Origin of the sequence: Aeromonas sp. ASNIH8 (assembly GCF_002919855.1) — a bacterium.
GTDB classification, from domain to species: domain Bacteria; phylum Pseudomonadota; class Gammaproteobacteria; order Enterobacterales; family Aeromonadaceae; genus Aeromonas; species Aeromonas caviae.
In genome coordinates this window covers 1-16,967 of the sequence record NZ_PQLN01000094.1, presented here as the reverse complement: position 1 = coordinate 16,967, position 16,967 = coordinate 1, and the positions used below count along the sequence as shown (strand labels likewise).

Genomic DNA, 16,967 nt, shown 5'->3' with positions numbered 1-16,967 from the left:
ACTGGGTTGCATTGATAATAGTCATGGCTTCGGGCGTGTCGGTTTTTTTTTGCGATTAAATCAGATCACAAACGAAGCCTTTTTTCTATCTATTTCAATTGGTTGTAGCTAAAGATCCTGTACATGAGAAACGGCATTGTTGCTCATCAATTCATGTGCCGTACTGGAAAGCCTGCTGGAACAAGGCGAGTGGCAGGTGGAGCAGGCAAGCTCCCTGGTGGTGGCAGAGAAAAAACTGCAGGAAAAGGACTATCCCCTGGTGCTGGTGGTGATCGAGCATCAGCAGCACGAAGCCCTCTACAACCTGATTGCGCAGCACTCCGGCGCCTTGTGGATCGGCCTCATCCAGCGGGACTGTCTCGCCAGCGAAGCCCTTCGCAATTTGCTGGCAGCCTGTTTTCATGATTTTCACACCTTTCCCCTGGACAGAGACAGGCTCTCCCACAGCCTGGGACATGCCCTGGGGATGGCGCGCCTCATCCGGCGACACCGCCCCCGACTGCAACCCCAGCTTCGTTTCATCCAGGGGGAGAGCGCCCCCATCCGCCAGTTGCGCGACCAGATCGTGCGGTTGCAGCACTGCCGCCTGCCCGTACTGGTGACGGGACCGAGCGGCACGGGCAAGGAGCTGGTGGCCCGGGAGCTGCACTACAGCACGTTCGGGGAGGAGAGCCCTTTCGTGGCGGTCAATTGCGGGGCCATGCCCCATCAGCTCATCCAGTCCGAGCTGTTCGGCCACGTCAAGGGGGCCTTCACCGGGGCACAGCACCACAAGATAGGCAAAATAGAGGCCGCCGATGGCGGCACCCTGTTTCTCGACGAGATAGGGGAGTTGCCACTGGAGGATCAGGCAACCCTGCTGCGCTTCTTGCAGGAGCAGTGCATAGAGGCGGTGGGCAGCCACCTGACGCGTCGTGTGGATGTGCGTATCATCGCGGCCACCAATATCGATGTGGAGCAGGCGGTGGCCAGCGGCGGCTTTCGCATGGATCTCTACTACCGGCTCAACGTGGTGCGCCTGCGCACCCCGGCCTTGTGTGAGCGGGCGGAAGACATCCAGCTCCTTGCCGATGACATTCTGGCGGAAGTGCGGGGCGGGCGGGTGCTCAGCTTCACCCGCAAGGCGCGCCAGGCCATGCAGTCCTATGGCTGGCCGGGGAATGTGAGGGAGCTGCGCAACCGGGTTCAGCGGGCGGTGGTCATGTGCAGCGGCCCCTTCATCGAAGCCGATGACATGGAGCTGACCAACATGGACAGCCTGCTGCTCGACGGCTCGCTCAAGGCGGTGCGCGAAGCGGCGGAGCGTCAGGCCTTGCAACGGACGCTGGCCCGCTTCCCCGATCAGCTCGAGGAGGTGGCCCGCACGCTCGACATCTCCCGGGCCACCCTCTATCGCCTGCTGGACAAGCACGATCTGCTGTGAGGGGACGGCCGTATCGCCCCGTCATGCAAAAAGCCCGGGCAGCAGGCCCGGGCTTCTTGTCTGGTCCCGTCGCCGGGACTCGTGACTTCCGATGAGCTTCAGGCCATCTCCATGGCGAGGTGACAGAGTCGCCGCGCAGCCTCCTCCTCGCTCTTGACCACCTGATGCACGCCGCGCACGCGCAGATGATGCACCTCCTCGTGCTGGTGGGCACAGGCGGCGATACGCATCAGGGCGCCGTATTCCTGCGCCCTGATGGCTATCTCACCGGCCAGCAGGCTGTCATCCAGGGTGATCAGCAGCCAGCTGGCGTTGGGCAGCGCCGCCGTCAGCAGATCCTGCTGGATGGGATGGCCCGCCAGACAGGTGATTCCCATGGCGCGCCAGGGGGCCAGCAGTCGCTCGTCGGTGTCGATCACCACCATCTCCCTGCCTTGTTCATGCAACTGCCGGATGAGGTGCTGGCCTATCTCGTCGGCGCCCACTACCACCACATGGCCCTGCAAGGGGCAGAGGTGAGGTGACCCATCGGTGCGTGGCTCGGGATGGCGCCTCAGCCAGCGCTCCACCTGGTTGAAGACCAGCGGATTGAGCACGATGGAGAAACAGGCGCCGACCAGCACCAGATCACGGGCGACTCCGGGGACCAGCTCGAGCATGACTCCGAGACCCATCAGGATGAAGGAGAACTCCCCCACCTGTGCCAGGCTGGCGGAGATGGTCAGCGCCGTGCGCTGGCTGTGGCCAAAGAGCCGCACGATGGCGAAGGCGGCCACGGATTTGCCGATCACGATGACGAACAGGGTGGCCAGCACGGCCAGGGGCTCGCGCAGCAGGATGACGGGGTCGAACAGCATGCCCACGGAGACGAAGAAGAGCACGGCGAAGGCGTCCTGCAGGGGCAGGGTGTCGTTGGCCGCCTTGTGGCTCAGATGGGAGCTGTTCATCACGACGCCGGCGAAGAAGGCGCCGAGGGCAAAGGAGACGCCAAACAGCTTGACGGCGCCAAAAGCGATGCCAAGGGAACAGGAGAGGACGGCCAGGGTGAACAGCTCGCGGGAGCCGGTGGCGGCGGTGCGGGCCAGCAGCCAGGGGATGAGGCGTCGCCCGCCGATGACCATCAGGGCGATGAAGGCAGCCACCTTGGCCAGGGTCAGGCCGATATCCGCCATCACCTGGGCCGGGGTCAGTGCCTCGCCCCCCTGCTGCAGGTTGGCGAGGATGGGGAGCAGTACCAGGGCCAGCACCATCACCAGATCCTCCACGATGAGCCAGCCGATGGCGATGCGTCCCTCGTTGGTGTCGAGCTGGCCGCGACTCTCCAGGGCGCGCAGCAGCACCACGGTACTGGCGGTGGAGAGGGCCAGGCCAAACACCAGGCCGGCGGTCACGGTCCAGTCGAGCAGTTGGGAGAGGCCAAGGCCGAGCAGGGTCGCAAGGGTTATCTGGACGATGGCTCCCGGGATGGCGATGTGTTTCACCGACAGCAGGTCTTTTACGGAAAAGTGCAGGCCGACACCAAACATCAGCAGGATGACGCCGATTTCGGCCAGCTCGGGGGCGAGCCGCAGATCGGCGACATAGCCCGGCGTAAAGGGGCCGCATACCACGCCGGCCGCGAGGTAGCCCACCATGGGGGAGATGCGCAGGCGGCTTGCCAGCATGCCGAAGAGGTAGGCCAGCACGAGGCCGCCTACCAGGGTGGTGATAAGGGGGAGTGAGTGGTCCATGTCGTCACCTCGCTAATGGCAGTCAGGGGCTACCAGATCACCCGAAGGCGAAGAGGGCAGCTGTCAATGAGCAGGGGGCGAAAGAGACAGAAGTTGGCCGTATCAAGGGGGAATCTTGAGGGCAACAGATGCCGTTTCTATTGAAAAGTAATGCATTTATATGCCATGAGCAACACTGTTCCAGTTTTTTCGTTGATTTTGATGAAAAGCATCTTTAATGCATTGCAATTGGGTGAAATGAGTGTGCAGTTAAAGAAAAATTGGCAGGAATAATCAATCGATGATGATATTGGGAGGCAGCTATGAGCACACGGCATGGAGGAGGCGGGCCTCCTCCATGATGAACGAGGGTGCTGAAGGGGCATCACTCTCCCCTGGCGACCCCCTCACGTCTGGGGTCTGCGACCCCCAGCCAGCCGTCGGCATGGCGCTGGACGCCCTGCAGCCCGGAGGTCTGCTCGTTAAGCAGGACCTCATGCCCTCTGGCTTTGAGCCCCTGTACCACGGCGTCGGGCGTGCGCCCCTGCTCCAGCTCGGTGGGGCCGTTGCGACTGCCGAAATTGGGCAGGTTGATGGCCTGCTGCAGGTCGAGCCCCCAATCCTGGGTGCCGAGCAGCGCCTTGCCCACGTAGTTGATGATGGCCGAGCCTCCCGGGGAGCCCAGACTCATCTCGAGCTCGCCGCTTGCCTTGTCAAACACCAGCAGGGGCGACATGGAAGAGCGGGGGCGCTTGCCGGGCTCCACCCGGTTTGCCACCGGCAGGCCGGCGGCGTCCACCGAGGTGAAGGAGAAGTCGGTGAGCTGGTTGTTCAGCAGGTAGCCGTTGACCATCAGCCGCGAGCCGAAGCCATCCTCGATGGAGCTGGTCATGGCCACCGCCATGCCGCTCTTGTCCACGATGGAGATGTGGCTGGTGGAGGGCAGCTCCGGGGTGGCGTCCCGGCCCCTGGCCAGCGCCCGGGGCGGGTTGCCGGGCTGGGCGACGCCCATGGAGCGGTTGCCGATAAGGTGCCCCCGCTGCGCCAGATAGCCCTTGTCCAGCAGACCTGTCACCGGCACGTCGACGACGTCGCCGTCGGCCACATACTGGTTGCGATCGGCGAAGGCGAGGCGTGCCGCCTCGCTGTAGAGGTGAATGGCCTCGCTGGAGGCGGCCAGTTGACCCTGCTCCCCCTGTACCGGTTTGAGGGCGGCCATGTCCCGGCTCTCCAGCATGCCGAAAATCTGGCCAAGGGCGATGGTGCCGGAGGAGGGGGTCGGGAAGCCGCAGATCTCGCTCTGGCGATAGTCAAAGCAGAGCCCGTCCCGCAGCTTGGCCCGGTAGCTGGCGAGATCGGCGGCGCTCAGCACCCCGGGGTTGGTCGGGTGGGCGTGCACTTTGGCCACCATGGCCTCGGCCAGCGGGCCGCGATAGAAGGCGTCGGGGCCGTCGCTTGCCAGGGTACGCAGCACCCTGGCCAGGGCCGGGTTGGTGAGCCGGGTACCGGCCGTCTTGGGAGTGCCGTCCGCCTGATAGAAGTAGGCACGGGCGTCCGGATCCCCGGCCAGATAGGGATCTTTTGCCAGCAGGGTGGCGAGGCGGGGGCTTATCACGAACCCTTGCTCCGCGAGGGTGATGGCGGGTTCGAACAGCGTGGCCCAGGGCAGCTTGCCATAGCGCTCGTGGGCCAGGGCCAGGGCACGCACCGTGCCGGGGGCGCCGACGGAGCGCCCGCCCACCACCCCCTCATAGAAGGCCATGGGTTTGCCCTCCTTCATGAAGAGCTGATCGGTGGCAGCGGCGGGGGCTGTCTCCCGGCCATCCACCGCCGCCACCTGCTTGCCATCCCACACCAGCATGAGGGAGCCGCCGCCGATACCCGAGGATTGGGGCTCCACCAGAGTCAGCACCAGCTGGACGGCGATGGCTGCATCGACGGCGCTGCCCCCCGCCTTGATGATCTGGTAGCCCGCGTCCACCGCCAGCGGGTTGGCCGCCGCCACCATGAAGTCACGGCCCTGCCAGCCCGGTTTGTCAATCCAGCCGCTGGCCGCCTCCGGGGCGATCAGGGTCTGGGGAGGAGGGACATAGTGAAAGCCATCCTGGGAGGCGCAGCCGCCAAGCAGGCCGAGGGCGACCAGCAGGCCGAGGGGTTTGAGGGACATGACAGGCTCCTTGTCGGTTTCTTGTTCACCTGCCGAAATGTGTCACACTTGGAGCTTGATTAAAAGTTTGTCTTAATACTCATATGGTTACAAAACTATCAAGGAGGCGCTCATGACACACCGGGGGACGCTGGCGAAACCTTGCATGGCGGGGCTACTCTGCCTGTTGCTGGCGGCCTGCGGGGAGCCGACTTTCAGACCGCTGGCCCAGGGGGAGACCCTGCTCGCCTTCGGGGACAGTCTGACCGAGGGGCGCGGGGTGAGCCCGTCCCAAAGCTACCCCAGCGTGCTGGCGACCCTGAGCGGCCATCCCGTGGTCAATGGCGGGGTGTCCGGAGAGCTGAGCCAGGCCGGCAGGGCCCGCCTGCCCGGGTTGCTGGCCCGGCACAGACCCGCTCTGGTCATCCTGCTGGAGGGGGGCAACGACATCCTGCGTGGCAGCGGGGAGGCTGCCCTCAAGGCCAATCTCGCCGCCATGATAGAGGCGGTGCAGGGGAGCGGGGCCCAGATCCTGCTTGTCGGGGTGCCCCGAAAATCCCTGTTTGCCGATGGCGCTCCCCTCTACGAGGAGCTGGCAGAGCAGTACGGGCTGGTGCTGGACAACGACAGCATCGGCGAGTTGCTGCGAGACCCGGCCCTGAAGTCCGATACGGTGCATTTCAATGCCGAGGGTTACCGCACCCTGGCGCAGCGACTTCATCGACTGTTGCAGGAAAGGGGGGCACTCTAGCGAGGTGTCATGCTGCCGGGGCAGTGCGCCATGCTGCTGCAACCTATGGGGTCAGGAGATTGCGCGGCGGCGCTACCCCGGAGGGGGCCAGCCCGTGGCGATGATGCCGATGGAGATGAAAAAACCGCCGTGAAGGCGGTTTTTTGCAATCAGGCTGAGCCAATTTGCTTAGATGGACTGCTCTTCACCGCCCAGGGCAGCCAACAGGGCCGGGATGAACTGGGAGAGCTCGGCGGTGACCAGGGCGAAGTCGGCGTCCAGGCGGGCGGCGGGATCTTCACTGGTGACGTCGTCGTTCTGCTCGCGCAGCTCTTCGCTGAACTTGAGGCGCTTGATGGAGAGATCATCCCCCAGCACGAAGCTCAGGGTTTCGCCCCAGTTGAGGGCCAGCTTGGTCACCAGCTTGTCGTTGGCCAGGTGATTCTTGATCTCCTCGCTCATCAGATCCTGCTGCTTGCAGCGGATGATGCCGCCGTGCTCCATGGCGCTGCGCAGCTCGGCTTCGTCCTCCAGGGTGAAGGCGGCGGGTAGGTTGCCCTCGTTGAGCCACTCGGTCATGGTGATCTCGGGCGGGTTCTTGAGGGCCACCGGCACCACCGGCAGGGAGCCGATGGATTTGCGCAAGAGCGCCAGCAGATCGTCCGCCTTCTTGGCGGAGCCTGCATCTACCACCATCAGGTTGTCGGCAGGGTTTATCCAGGCGAAGGTCTGGCTGGTGCGGCTGAAGGCGCGGGGCAGCAGGGTGTGCATGATCTCCTCTTTCAGCGCCTCCTTCTCTTTCTTCTTGAGGGCACGGCCCTGCTCGAACTCGATCGCTTCTACCTTCTCCGCCAGCATCTCCTTGACCACGGTGCCGGGCAGCATCTTCTCTTCCTTGCGAGCGCACAGCAGGATGTGGCCAGAGGCGGCGTGGGTCAGGGTGGAGCCGAATTTGCCAAGGGGCTTGACCCACCCGAACCGGGAGATGTCCTGGCTGCCGCATGGGGTGAAGGCGCAGGCTTCCTGCTGGGTTTCCAGCTGCTCAACGGTCAGGTCGAAGGGGCGGGTAAAGCGGTAAATCTGCAGGTTTTTAAACCACATGGCGTCCTCGGTCTCTAGATTGTCCGGTGGGCATTGTACTAGAGAGGCGCTTTGTGATCAGCCAATCATTCTCGCTAAATAAAGGGCGATCGATCTCACAGGGCCCCACCTTGAACCCCCGTGAGCGGGCCCAACTCCCCTAGACTGCGAGTGTTCACATTGCTGACAAGGAGGCGACCATGTTGAGACAGAGTCGGCCGGAAGACATGGAAGAGATCGTCGAAATCTGGCTCCTGGCCTCCCTGCAGGCCCACGATTTCGTCGATGCCTCCTGCTGGTGGCAGGCTCAGGAGGAGCTGCGTACCCGCTACCTCGATCACGCCCGCATCTGGGTGTTCGAGGAGCGAGGGGATCTGCTCGGCTTCATGGCGCTGGTGGAGGATTACCTGGCTGCACTCTTCGTGCGCCCCGATAGGCAGGGGCGGGGGGTGGGGCACGCCCTGTTGCAGGAGGCCAGATCCAGATGTGCCGAGCTGCATACCCGGGTCTTCGTGGAGAACGAGCCAGCGGTGCGTTTCTACCGCCGCCACGGCTTTGAAATCGGGGGGGAGGTGCCCGATCCCCTCACCGGCCATCTTCAGTACCAGATGCATTACCAAGCCGTCTGAATCTGACGTCTGGGGCTGCCCCGGTTGAAAACGGGGGGCACCATCCTCATCTTGTCTCCATCCCGGGGCGCCCTCGCCCCGCTCTCTTCTCCTTATAGAGCCGTTTTCCATGAAGATCCTGCACACCGCCGACTGGCACCTCGGTCATCAGCTTCACGGCCACGACCGCCGCTTCGAACACGACGCCTTCCTCGACTGGCTGGCCGACACCATCAAGACCCGCGACATCGATACCCTGCTGGTGGCGGGCGATCTGTTCGACACCGCCAACCCTCCCGCCAGTGCCTGGCAGCAGCTCTACCGCTTCCTGGCACGGCTGCGGGCCGAGCACCCGGCACTGGAGATGGTGCTCATCGGCGGCAACCACGACTCCCCCTCCAAGCTGGATGCCCCCCACGAGCTGCTGCGCGCCTTCGACCTGCATCTGGTGGGCAGCATCAGCCGGGACGACGAGGGACGCCTCGAGACCGAGCGCCTGCTGGTGCCGCTGCGAGGCAAGAACGGCGAGGTGGCCGCCTGGTGCGCCGCCGTGCCGTTTCTGCGCAGCAGCGATCTGCGCCCAGAAGGGCTCAGGGAGGGGCAGGACAGACTCATCGAAGGGGTACGCCAGGTCTATGAGGCGGTGCTGAGCGAGGGGCGGGCGCGCTGCCATCCGGACCAGGCCCTCATCGCCATGGGCCACGCCTATCTGGCGGCGGGCCAGCTCTCCGAGCTCTCTGAGCGGCGGGTGCTTGGCGGCAACCAGCATGCCCTGCCTGCCGAGCTGTTTGCCGCCGCCGACTACACGGCGCTGGGTCACCTGCACCTGGCCCAGAGCCCGGCCGAGGGGGTGCACTATAGCGGCTCGCCGCTGCCGCTCTCGCTGGCCGAGGCGAACTACAACCATCAGGTGCTGGAGGTGACGTTTGAGGGGGGCAAGCTGGCCCAGCTTGAGCGGATCCCGGTGCCCCGGGCGGTGGAGATGATCCGGCTGCCCCAGAGCGGCCTTGACGAGGCGCTCCAGGCCATCGAGGCGCTGGCGCTGCCCGCTTGCCCGCAGCAGGCGCAGCCCTTCCTCGAGGTGCGGCTGCTGCTGCCCAAACCCGAGGCCCGCATCCGCGAGCGCGTGCTGGCCGCCATCGGCGACAAGCCGGTGCGTCTTGCCCGCATCACGACCAGTTATCAGGGCTCGGGCCAGGGGCTGGCGGACGGTGCCGGCCAGCGCCGGCTCGATGAACTCTCCCCCACCGAGGTGTTTCGCCTCTGCTATCAGCGTCAGTTCGACGGGGAGCCGGAGGCCGAGTTGGTGGCGTCGTTTGAAGAGATCCTGGAGCAGGTGAAGGAGTCCAGCCAATGAAAATCTTGTCGCTGTCAGGGGAGAATCTGGCCAGCCTGACCGGTCAATTCACCATCGATTTTGCCGGTGGCGCCCTGGGGGCTGCCGGCCTGTTTGCCATCACCGGCAATACTGGCGCTGGCAAGAGCACCCTGCTCGATGCCATCTGTCTGGCGCTCTACGACGAGATGCCGCGCTTTATCGCCAATCGCAAGAATGTCGCCGAAGTGGGCCGCATGGATGACGAGGAGAAGCTCAAGGCCAACGACGTGCGCGGCATCCTCAGCCGCGGCCATGCTAGCGGTTTTGCCGAGGTGCAGTTTCGCGGCTGTGACGGCCGCATCTGGCTGGCCCGCTGGGCGGTGCGCCGGGCCCGCAACCGCGCCGAGGGGCGCTTTCAGGCCCAGGAACGCAGCCTGACCGACGTGGTGTCGGGCCAGGTATTCAGTGGCAGCAAGCGGGAGCTGCAGGATCGCATCGACGAGCTGGTGGGGCTCTCCTGGGAGCAGTTTCGCCGCGCCGTCATCCTGCCTCAGGGGGAGTTTGCCGCCTTCCTCAAATCGAGCGCCGACGAGCGTTCGGCCCTGCTCGAACGGATGACCGGCACCGAGCTCTACTCCGCCATTTCGATTCAAACCCATGAACGGGCGCGGGAGGAGCAGCAGAAACTGGCTGCCATCAGCCAGCGGCTCGGTGACGTGGCTCTGATGGACGAGGCGACCCGCGAGCAGTGGGTGAGCCAGCAGGTCAGCCTCGCCACCAATCTCAAGCACGAGCAGCAGCAACAGCAGCTGATGCAGGATTTGCGCGATCTCAACGGCCGCATCGCCGCCCAGTTGCAGGCCTGTCAGGAGGGAGAGGCGGCCCTTGCCGCGGCCGAGGCGGCCCACGGTGCGGCCGCCCCCGAGCGTGAGGAGTTCGCCCGTGCCGAGCAGGCCCAGGTGGCCCGCGCCGATCACGACGAGCTGGCCCGCCTCACCCTGGAGGTGCAGCAGCAGGAGAAGGCGCTGGCCGAGCTTGGCCCCGAACTTGGCAAGTTGGAGGAGCAGACCCAGCAGAGCGCCCTCACCGAACAGCAGTTGCTGGCGGAGAAGATAGCCGCCGAGCGCGAGTGGGGCGCCCTGCAGCCTGAACTCAAACGGGCGCAGGAGCTCGACACCCGCATTCGGGAAAAGCAGCAGCAACTGCAGAAGATCCAGCAGGAGGGGGCGCAGGAGCGGGAGGTGCAGCTCACCCTGGAGCAGGGCTGGCACCAGCAGCGCCAGCAGGTGGAGCAGCTCAAGGCCCAGCACCAGCAGTGGGGCGCCTGGCTTGAGGAGCACAAGGAGCTGGCGCCGGTGGCCCGCCAATGGCAGCCCCTGCTCACCGCCATGCAGGATTGGGCCGAAGATGCCGACAGGCTGCAGCAGCTGCTCACCCTGCGCGAGCACAAGCTGCGTGTCCTCAGGCAGTTGCAGCACCAGCTGGAGCAGGGGCAGCAGGAGCGCGACTACTGGCAACGCGAGCAGGAGCGGCTGCAGCAACAGCAGCACGAGCTGCAGGAGCAGCAGTGGGAGGGGCGCCTGGCCAAGGCGCAGGAGCAGTGGCAGCAGCAGACCGAACAGTTGGGCCAACTGCGCCAGCTGCTGGAGCTGGCCGACTATGGCCGCAATCACGGCGAGCAGCATGGTCGCCTGCAGCAGGAGATCGCCCAGCTGGAGCAGGCGCTCGGCAAGCTGGCCATCCTCGGCGACGAGCTGGCGCCGGCTCGTGAGCGGCTCGCCCTGCAGCGGGACGAGGCACGCCACGCGCTGGAGCAGTCCCGTGCCATCGCCAGTTTCGAGCAGCATCGCCACATCCTGCGCGATGGTGAACCTTGCCCGCTCTGCGGCGCCGAGGAACACCCCTATCACCAGAGCCAGCCACAGGTGGCGGGCATTCTGGGGCAACTGGCGGAGCGCGTCCGCAGCCTGGAGCTTGAGTGGGATCGGCTCAATCACCAATACATTCAGTGCGAGAGCGAACGCCAGGAGCTGGCCCGCCAGCTGGCGGTGCGCCAGCAACATCTGCCTGAGCTGGAGACGCGCGCCGAGCAGCTGACCCAGCGCTGGCAGCAGCTCGGCGGTGCCGAGCTGCTGGGCCATCCGTTGCCGCTACGTCAGAGCCCGATCGAGTGGAACGAGTTGATGAGTACCCTGCTCGGCCGCGGCCAGAGTCTGGAGCAGGGGCTGGCCCGCAGCCAGCAGCAACTGCGCGAGGCCCAGCAGGGGCAGCAGCAGTTGCAGGCCGTGCGCCAGCAGCTGAGCCAGCTGGCCAGCCAGTACCAGCAGTTCGAGCAGCAGTGGCAGGAGGCCGACCGCCAGCGCATCGCCCTGGAAGGGGAGGTGAAGGGGATGGGCGAGCAGGAAGCGACCCTGCGCCAGCGCCTTGAGCAGGGGGGCAGCCGGCTCGACGAGCAGATGGGAGGCCAGCCCTGGCGTCAGTGGCTGGGCAGCCAGCAGTGGCGCGAGTGGCAGCGGGCCTGCGAGGCCTGGCTGCACGGCCAGAGCGAGTGGGAGCGGCTGACCGGCGAGATTGCCAGCCTCACCCCGGCCCTGAGTGCTCAGGAGGCGCGCTTGCAGACCCAGCGTGAGCTGCTGCACAAGCTCGAGCGCGACTACAAGGAACATGAACAGCAACGGCAGGGGCTGGTTACCAGTCGTGCCACCTGTCTGGGGGGCGAGGAGATTGCCCTGGTCGAGAGCCGCTGGCAGCAGCGGCTGCAGCAACTGGCCAGCGAGCTGGAGACGATGCAGGGGGCGGCCCGCACCCTTCGCGAGCGCCAGACAGAGCTCAAGACCCGTCTCAGCCATCTGGAGCAGGAGAAGCAGGTGAGCAGCCGGCGGCGGCGGGAGGCGCTGGGGCGCTGGGCTGCCCACGCCAGCAGCCTCGGCATCGCCGAATACGACCTGCGCCGCCTGCTGGCCATGAGCCCGGATGAGCTTAAGTCGCGCCGCGCCGCCTTGCAGGCGCTGGAGGATGCCCGCGCCGAGGCGCGTACCCGTTTGACCGAGCGGCAGCGGGCGCTGGCACTGGAGGAGAGCAAGCGGGATCGTTACCGCGAGCATCACCCCGAGCTGGCCGCGTTGGCGCCGCCGGAGCTCGACAGCCGGCTGACGGCGCTGGAGGCGCACTGCCGCGCTCTCGACGAGCAGCTGTTCCAGTGCAAGAGCACGCTGGCCCAGGCCGAGGCGGCGGCCCTCAAAGCGGGTACCTTGCAGGAGGAGCTGGCCGCCCAGCAGGCGGTGGCGGATCACTGGCAGCGGCTCTGTGACCTTATCGGTTCGGCCAGCGGCGCCAAGCTGCGCACCTTCGCCCAGAGCCTCACCCTGGAGCGGCTGCTGCTGGAGGCCAACGCCCAGCTCGCCGAGCTCTCCCCCCGCTATCGGCTGGAGCGAGTGCCCGGCACCGATCTGGCGCTGCAGGTGGTGGATCTCGACATGGGGGACGAGGTGCGCTCGGTGGATTCCCTCTCCGGCGGCGAGAGCTTCCTGGTGTCGTTGGCGCTGGCGCTGGCCCTATCCAGCCTGTCGTCGCGCCAGACCCAGGTCGAATCGCTGTTTATCGACGAGGGCTTCGGCACGCTCGATCCCGACAGCCTGGATCTGGCGCTCGCCAGCCTTGATTCCCTGCAGGCGGCCGGTCGTCAGATCGGGGTCATCTCCCACGTGCAGACCCTGGTGGAGCGGATCGGCGTGCAGGTGCGGGTGGAGGCCCTCGGTGGCGGCGAAAGCCGGGTGGTATTGCCCGGCTGACGACGTGTCGCCCATGGCCCTCCATGAACAAAAAGGCCCCTGTCACAGGGCAATGCTGTTCACTTAAGAGAATTTGAGTTCCAGTCCACGTAGTATCAGGACAAAAAATCGAGGGAGGCATGATGCCTCCCTCTTTCTATTGCAAGCCCCGCTGGATAAAGGCTGGAGGAAGATCGACTGGACACAGCCTTGCCCCCTCAACTCAAATCCAATTTATGAATAATCAGTCAAAAAAGTGCTTATCTGAACAGCATTGCCTGTCACAGGGGCCTTTTTGTTGGTGTGCAACCCGTTGCTGGTTATTTGCGCTCGGGCAGCATATTGGTCAGGGTGTTGTCCTTGAGCACATGGTGGTGGTAGATGGCTGCCGCTGCGTGCAGGGCAATCAGAGCATAGCCAATGTTGGCCAGCGTCTCGTGCAACTCCTTGATGGTGCCCTTCAGGCCGTCATCGGGGGCGATGAGGGCGGGGAGCGCCAGGCCGAAGAAGGGAATGGGCTTGCCCCCTGCGCTCAACAGCAGCCAGCCCAGCAGCGGGGTGAGGATCAGGAAGCCATAGAGCGCCAGATGGGCGAGCTTGGCCAGCGTGAGCATCAGGGGGGAGAGCTCGGGCACGATACGCGGTGAAGGGCTACCCACGCGCACCAGCAGGCGCACGACCACCAGCGCCAGGATCAGCAGACCCACCATAAAGTGAAACTCCTTCATCAGGTCGCGTCCGGCCGACCCTTTGGGGAAGATGTCCCTGAACTCCATCAGCGCATAGACGGCGATCATCAGCAGCAAGGTCAACCAGTGCAGCCCTATGCTCAGGCTGCCATAACGTTGTTCGGAATTTCTCAGCATCGTTGTCTCCTCGCCACTTAAGCGGCTTATCTCTTTTCATCCCGTCTCATATCGAGCCAAAGGACCCGCAGGTATCCCTCTTGAGGGTACTCGGCTTGCTTATGCCCGTGTTGATCTCGATAACATTTCTGCCTGTTTGCCGTCATGCTGACCTGTGCGGGAGCCCATGGAGTATCGGGGGATGGAAGGGGCAAAAAAAAACCGAAGCACCAGGCTTCGGTTTTTGGCGGTCGCTGGCGTCAGGCCAGGGCGCATTATTTCTTGATGCGGATCACCGGGGTTTCGCCCACGGTCACGGCGCCAGTCATCTTCACCAGCTCTTTGATCTCGTCCATGTTGGAGATGACCACAGGCGTCAGGGTAGACTTGGCTTTGGCTTCCAGAACGGCCAGATCGAACTCGATGATGGTGTCACCGCGCTTGACCTGTTGACCTTCCTGAGCGATACGGGTGAAACCTTCACCCTTCAGCTCGACGGTGTCGATACCGAAGTGAACGAACAGCTCGATACCAGAGTCGGACTCCAGAGAGAACGCGTGGTTGGTCTCGAAGATTTTGCCGATGGTGCCGTCGCACGGAGCAACCATCTTGTTGCCGGCCGGTTTGATGGCGATGCCGTCGCCGACGATCTTCTCGGCGAAGACGACGTCAGGCACATCTTCGATGGGGACGATTTCGCCGGACAGCGGAGCAAAGATTTCGATGCCGCCAGTGTCAGAACTGTCGTCGGAAACCAGTTTCTTCAGTTTGTCGAACAGACCCATAGTAAAAGCTCCTAGAGATGATTGTCGCTGTTTGCAGCCGATCTTAGCAGACTGCCTTCTGCTTAATAAAGTTATCTACGCACGCTTCGATTTCGGCGGCGGTGGCAAAGCTCAGCGCCTGGTCGGCCATGGCCTTCACATCTTCGAAGTTGGTGTTGCGGATAAGCTTCTTGATACGCGGTACAGAGATGGCGCTCATGGAGAACTCATCCAGACCCATACCCAGCAGCAGCAGGGTGGCGCGTTCGTCACCAGCCAGTTCACCGCACATACCGGTCCACTTGCCATTGTCATGGGAAGCGTCGATCACCATCTTGATCAGGGTCAGGACGGAGGGTGACAGCGGGTTGTACATGGCGGAAATCATCTCGTTACCACGGTCGACAGCCAGGGTGTACTGGGTCAGGTCGTTGGTACCGATACTGAAGAAATCCACTTCCTTGGCCAGATGATGAGCCATCACGGCCGCGGCCGGGGTCTCGATCATGATACCGACTTCGATGGATTCATCAAAGGCTTTGCCTTCGGCACGCAGTTCGGCTTTCAGCGTCTCCACGGTAGCCTTCAGGCTGCGGAACTCTTCGACGGAGATGATCATCGGGAACATGATGCGCAGTTTGCCGAAGGCAGACGCACGCAGGATGGCCCGCAGCTGGGCGTGCATAATGTCGGTGCGATCGAAGAAGATACGCACGGCACGCCAGCCCAGGAAGGGGTTCATCTCTTTCGGGAAATTCATGTAGGGCAGTTCTTTGTCGCCGCCGATGTCCATGGTACGGACGATGATCGGTTGATCCGGCATGGCTTCGGCCACTTCTTTGTAAGCCTTGAACTGCTCGTCTTCGGTCGGCAGCGCGTCACGGTCCATGAACAGGAACTCGGTACGGTACAGACCCACGCCTTCGGCGCCGTTGCGGATGGCGCCTTCGGTATCCTTGACGGTCCCGATGTTGGCGCACACTTCGACCTGGTGGCCATCCAGAGTGATGGCAGGCAGGTCTTTGAGCTTGGCCAGCTCGTCCTTCTCGGCCTGGAACTGGGCCTGGAACTTCTTGGCTTCGTTCAACTGGTCGGCGGTCGGGTTGATGATGACCTGGTTGTTGATCGCATCCAGCACCAGCGTGTCACCGTTCTTGACGCGCTCGGTGATGTCGTTGGTGCCCACAACGGCCGGCAGCTCCAGGGAGCGGGCCATGATGGAGGTGTGGGAGGTACGGCCACCGATGTCGGTGACGAAGCCCAGCACGTATTTCAGGTTGATCTGAGCGGTTTCAGACGGGGTCAGGTCTTTGGCGACCAGGATGACCTCTTCGTCGATGGTGCTCAGGTTGACAACGGCGATGCCCAGTACGTTCTTGACCAGACGGGTGCCGATGTCACGGAAGTCGGTGGCGCGCTCACGCAGATAGGGGTCATCCAGATCGGCCATCATCTTGGCGTACTGTTCGATCACCTCGTGAACGGCTCTGTCGGCAGAGGCCTTGTGTTCTTTGATGAAGGATCTGATATCCCCTTCCAGCTCTTCATCTTCGAGCAGCATGATGTGGCCTTCGAAGATGGCCTCTTTTTCTTCACCGAAGGTGCGACCGGCCATCTCTTTGATGGCTTCCAGCTGTGCGGCTGATTTGGTGCGGGCTTCGAGGAAGCGGTTGATCTCGGCATCAATCTGTTCGGCGGGAATCTTGCCCTGATTGATAACGATTTCATCTTCTTTCAGAAGAAGCGCCTTGCCGAATGCGATACCGGGGGACGCAAGAATGCCAGATATCATAATCCTTCCTATTAAAACGACTGTGGGGGAGGAGTAAAGCTGGATTACTCCAGCTCGTCCATCAGGGCAACCAGCTTCTCAACGGCTTTCTGAGCGTCCGGGCCGTCAGCCTGGATGGTCACGTTGGTGCCTTTGGTCAGACCCAGGGTCTGGAGCTTGAACAGGCTCTTGGCGCTGGCGGATTTGCCACCGGAGACCACAGTGATCTCGCTTTGGAATTCTTTGGCTTCTTTCACGAACTGAGCTGCAGGACGGGTGTGCAGGCCGTTTTCAGCAGTAATAACAACAGACTTCTCGTACATGGTTTCACCCCATATTATTGATATTGTTTGGAGAGATGGTCGCCAATGAGGCTTCCTGTCTCACCGTGTCAGTATGGATATGTTGTAAAGTAACGAAATCAGACCTGCAATGGTTTAATCCAGGTCAATTTTCTGTGCAGTATTCGGCGTCGTGGCCAGGTATTTTTTCGCTATCAGGCTGCAAGCCGCGTCAGGCCTGGTCTGAAATTATTTTCTAACGAAAAATAACACTTTGTTACCTTGTGATACCTTGCCAGCAAACACCTCGTGACGCCGCACAGGATATGAGATTTATCACAGAATGTCTGCTTTTTTTGTCATATCCAAGTTTGTTATTTTACCCCAAAAAATAAGGTTCTTCGCGGGATCTTGGGGAAGTGGAAGTTGACAGACAGGGTGCTGGTAAACTGGCTGTCTCCAAACACACCACCACCATCACCCTGCTGTCGCCGTGCATCATATTGATATTGCCTCCTTCTG

12 protein-coding genes are annotated in these 16,967 nt (G+C 63.1%); 5 read left to right on the top strand and 7 right to left on the bottom strand.

The genetic code is table 11. The annotated features are described in order from the left end of the window. Positions 1–136: 136 nt before the first annotated feature. Positions 137–1,423, top strand: a complete 1,287-nt coding sequence (locus C3418_RS19120; RefSeq protein WP_103859088.1) for a sigma-54 dependent transcriptional regulator — start codon at positions 137–139, stop codon at positions 1,421–1,423. A gap of 98 nt (positions 1,424–1,521) precedes the next feature. Here C3418_RS19120 and ybaL read toward each other — a convergent pair whose 3' ends face one another. Continuing rightward, a complete protein-coding gene (gene ybaL, locus C3418_RS19115; RefSeq protein WP_043155825.1) occupies positions 1,522–3,153 on the bottom strand; it encodes a YbaL family putative K(+) efflux transporter in 1,632 nt (543 codons plus the stop codon). 364 nt (positions 3,154–3,517) lie between these two features. Continuing rightward, positions 3,518–5,299 carry a gamma-glutamyltransferase gene (gene ggt / locus C3418_RS19110; protein WP_103859087.1) on the bottom strand — a complete coding sequence of 594 codons (1,782 nt, stop codon included), beginning with the start codon at positions 5,297–5,299 and terminating at the stop codon, positions 3,518–3,520. Positions 5,300–5,411: 112 nt separating this feature from the next. On the opposite strand from ggt, the gene C3418_RS19105 reads away from it, so the two are divergent. Next, positions 5,412–6,029 carry an arylesterase gene (locus C3418_RS19105; protein WP_103859086.1) on the top strand — a complete coding sequence of 206 codons (618 nt, stop codon included), beginning with the start codon at positions 5,412–5,414 and terminating at the stop codon, positions 6,027–6,029. 168 nt (positions 6,030–6,197) lie between these two features. Here C3418_RS19105 and rdgC read toward each other — a convergent pair whose 3' ends face one another. Next, positions 6,198–7,109 (bottom strand): recombination-associated protein RdgC, encoded by a 912-nt coding sequence (rdgC, locus tag C3418_RS19100; RefSeq protein ID WP_103859085.1) that lies wholly within the window; start codon positions 7,107–7,109, stop codon positions 6,198–6,200. Between the two features lie 179 nt (positions 7,110–7,288). On the opposite strand from rdgC, the gene C3418_RS19095 reads away from it, so the two are divergent. The 3 genes from C3418_RS19095 to C3418_RS19085 all read left to right on the top strand — a co-directional run bounded on the left by C3418_RS19095 (position 7,289) and on the right by C3418_RS19085 (position 12,805). After that, positions 7,289–7,717, top strand: a complete 429-nt coding sequence (locus tag C3418_RS19095) for a GNAT family N-acetyltransferase (RefSeq protein ID WP_103859084.1) — start codon at positions 7,289–7,291, stop codon at positions 7,715–7,717. Between the two features lie 109 nt (positions 7,718–7,826). Further along, positions 7,827–9,053: an exonuclease SbcCD subunit D C-terminal domain-containing protein gene (locus tag C3418_RS19090; RefSeq protein ID WP_103859083.1), complete on the top strand. Its 1,227-nt coding sequence runs from the start codon at positions 7,827–7,829 to the stop codon at positions 9,051–9,053. Further along, entirely contained in the window at positions 9,050–12,805 is a 3,756-nt protein-coding gene (locus C3418_RS19085; protein ID WP_103859082.1) for an AAA family ATPase, read from the top strand. The genes C3418_RS19090 and C3418_RS19085 overlap by 4 nt, the downstream gene beginning before the upstream one ends. A 299-nt stretch (positions 12,806–13,104) precedes the next feature. On the opposite strand, the gene C3418_RS19080 is transcribed toward C3418_RS19085, so the two are convergent. The 4 genes from C3418_RS19080 to C3418_RS19065 form a co-directional block, all read right to left on the bottom strand. Then, entirely contained in the window at positions 13,105–13,650 is a 546-nt protein-coding gene (locus tag C3418_RS19080) for a cytochrome b (RefSeq protein WP_053288243.1), read from the bottom strand. 254 nt (positions 13,651–13,904) lie between these two features. Beyond that, positions 13,905–14,414, bottom strand: coding sequence for a PTS glucose transporter subunit IIA (gene crr, locus C3418_RS19075; RefSeq protein ID WP_010673569.1), 510 nt, complete (start codon positions 14,412–14,414; stop codon positions 13,905–13,907). A gap of 43 nt (positions 14,415–14,457) precedes the next feature. Further along, on the bottom strand, positions 14,458–16,185 hold the full coding sequence (gene ptsI, locus C3418_RS19070) for a phosphoenolpyruvate-protein phosphotransferase PtsI (RefSeq protein WP_103859081.1): 1,728 nt from the start codon (positions 16,183–16,185) through the stop codon (positions 14,458–14,460). Positions 16,186–16,229: 44 nt separating this feature from the next. Continuing rightward, positions 16,230–16,487: an HPr family phosphocarrier protein gene (locus C3418_RS19065; RefSeq protein ID WP_005303128.1), complete on the bottom strand. Its 258-nt coding sequence runs from the start codon at positions 16,485–16,487 to the stop codon at positions 16,230–16,232. Positions 16,488–16,967: the final 480 nt, after the last annotated feature.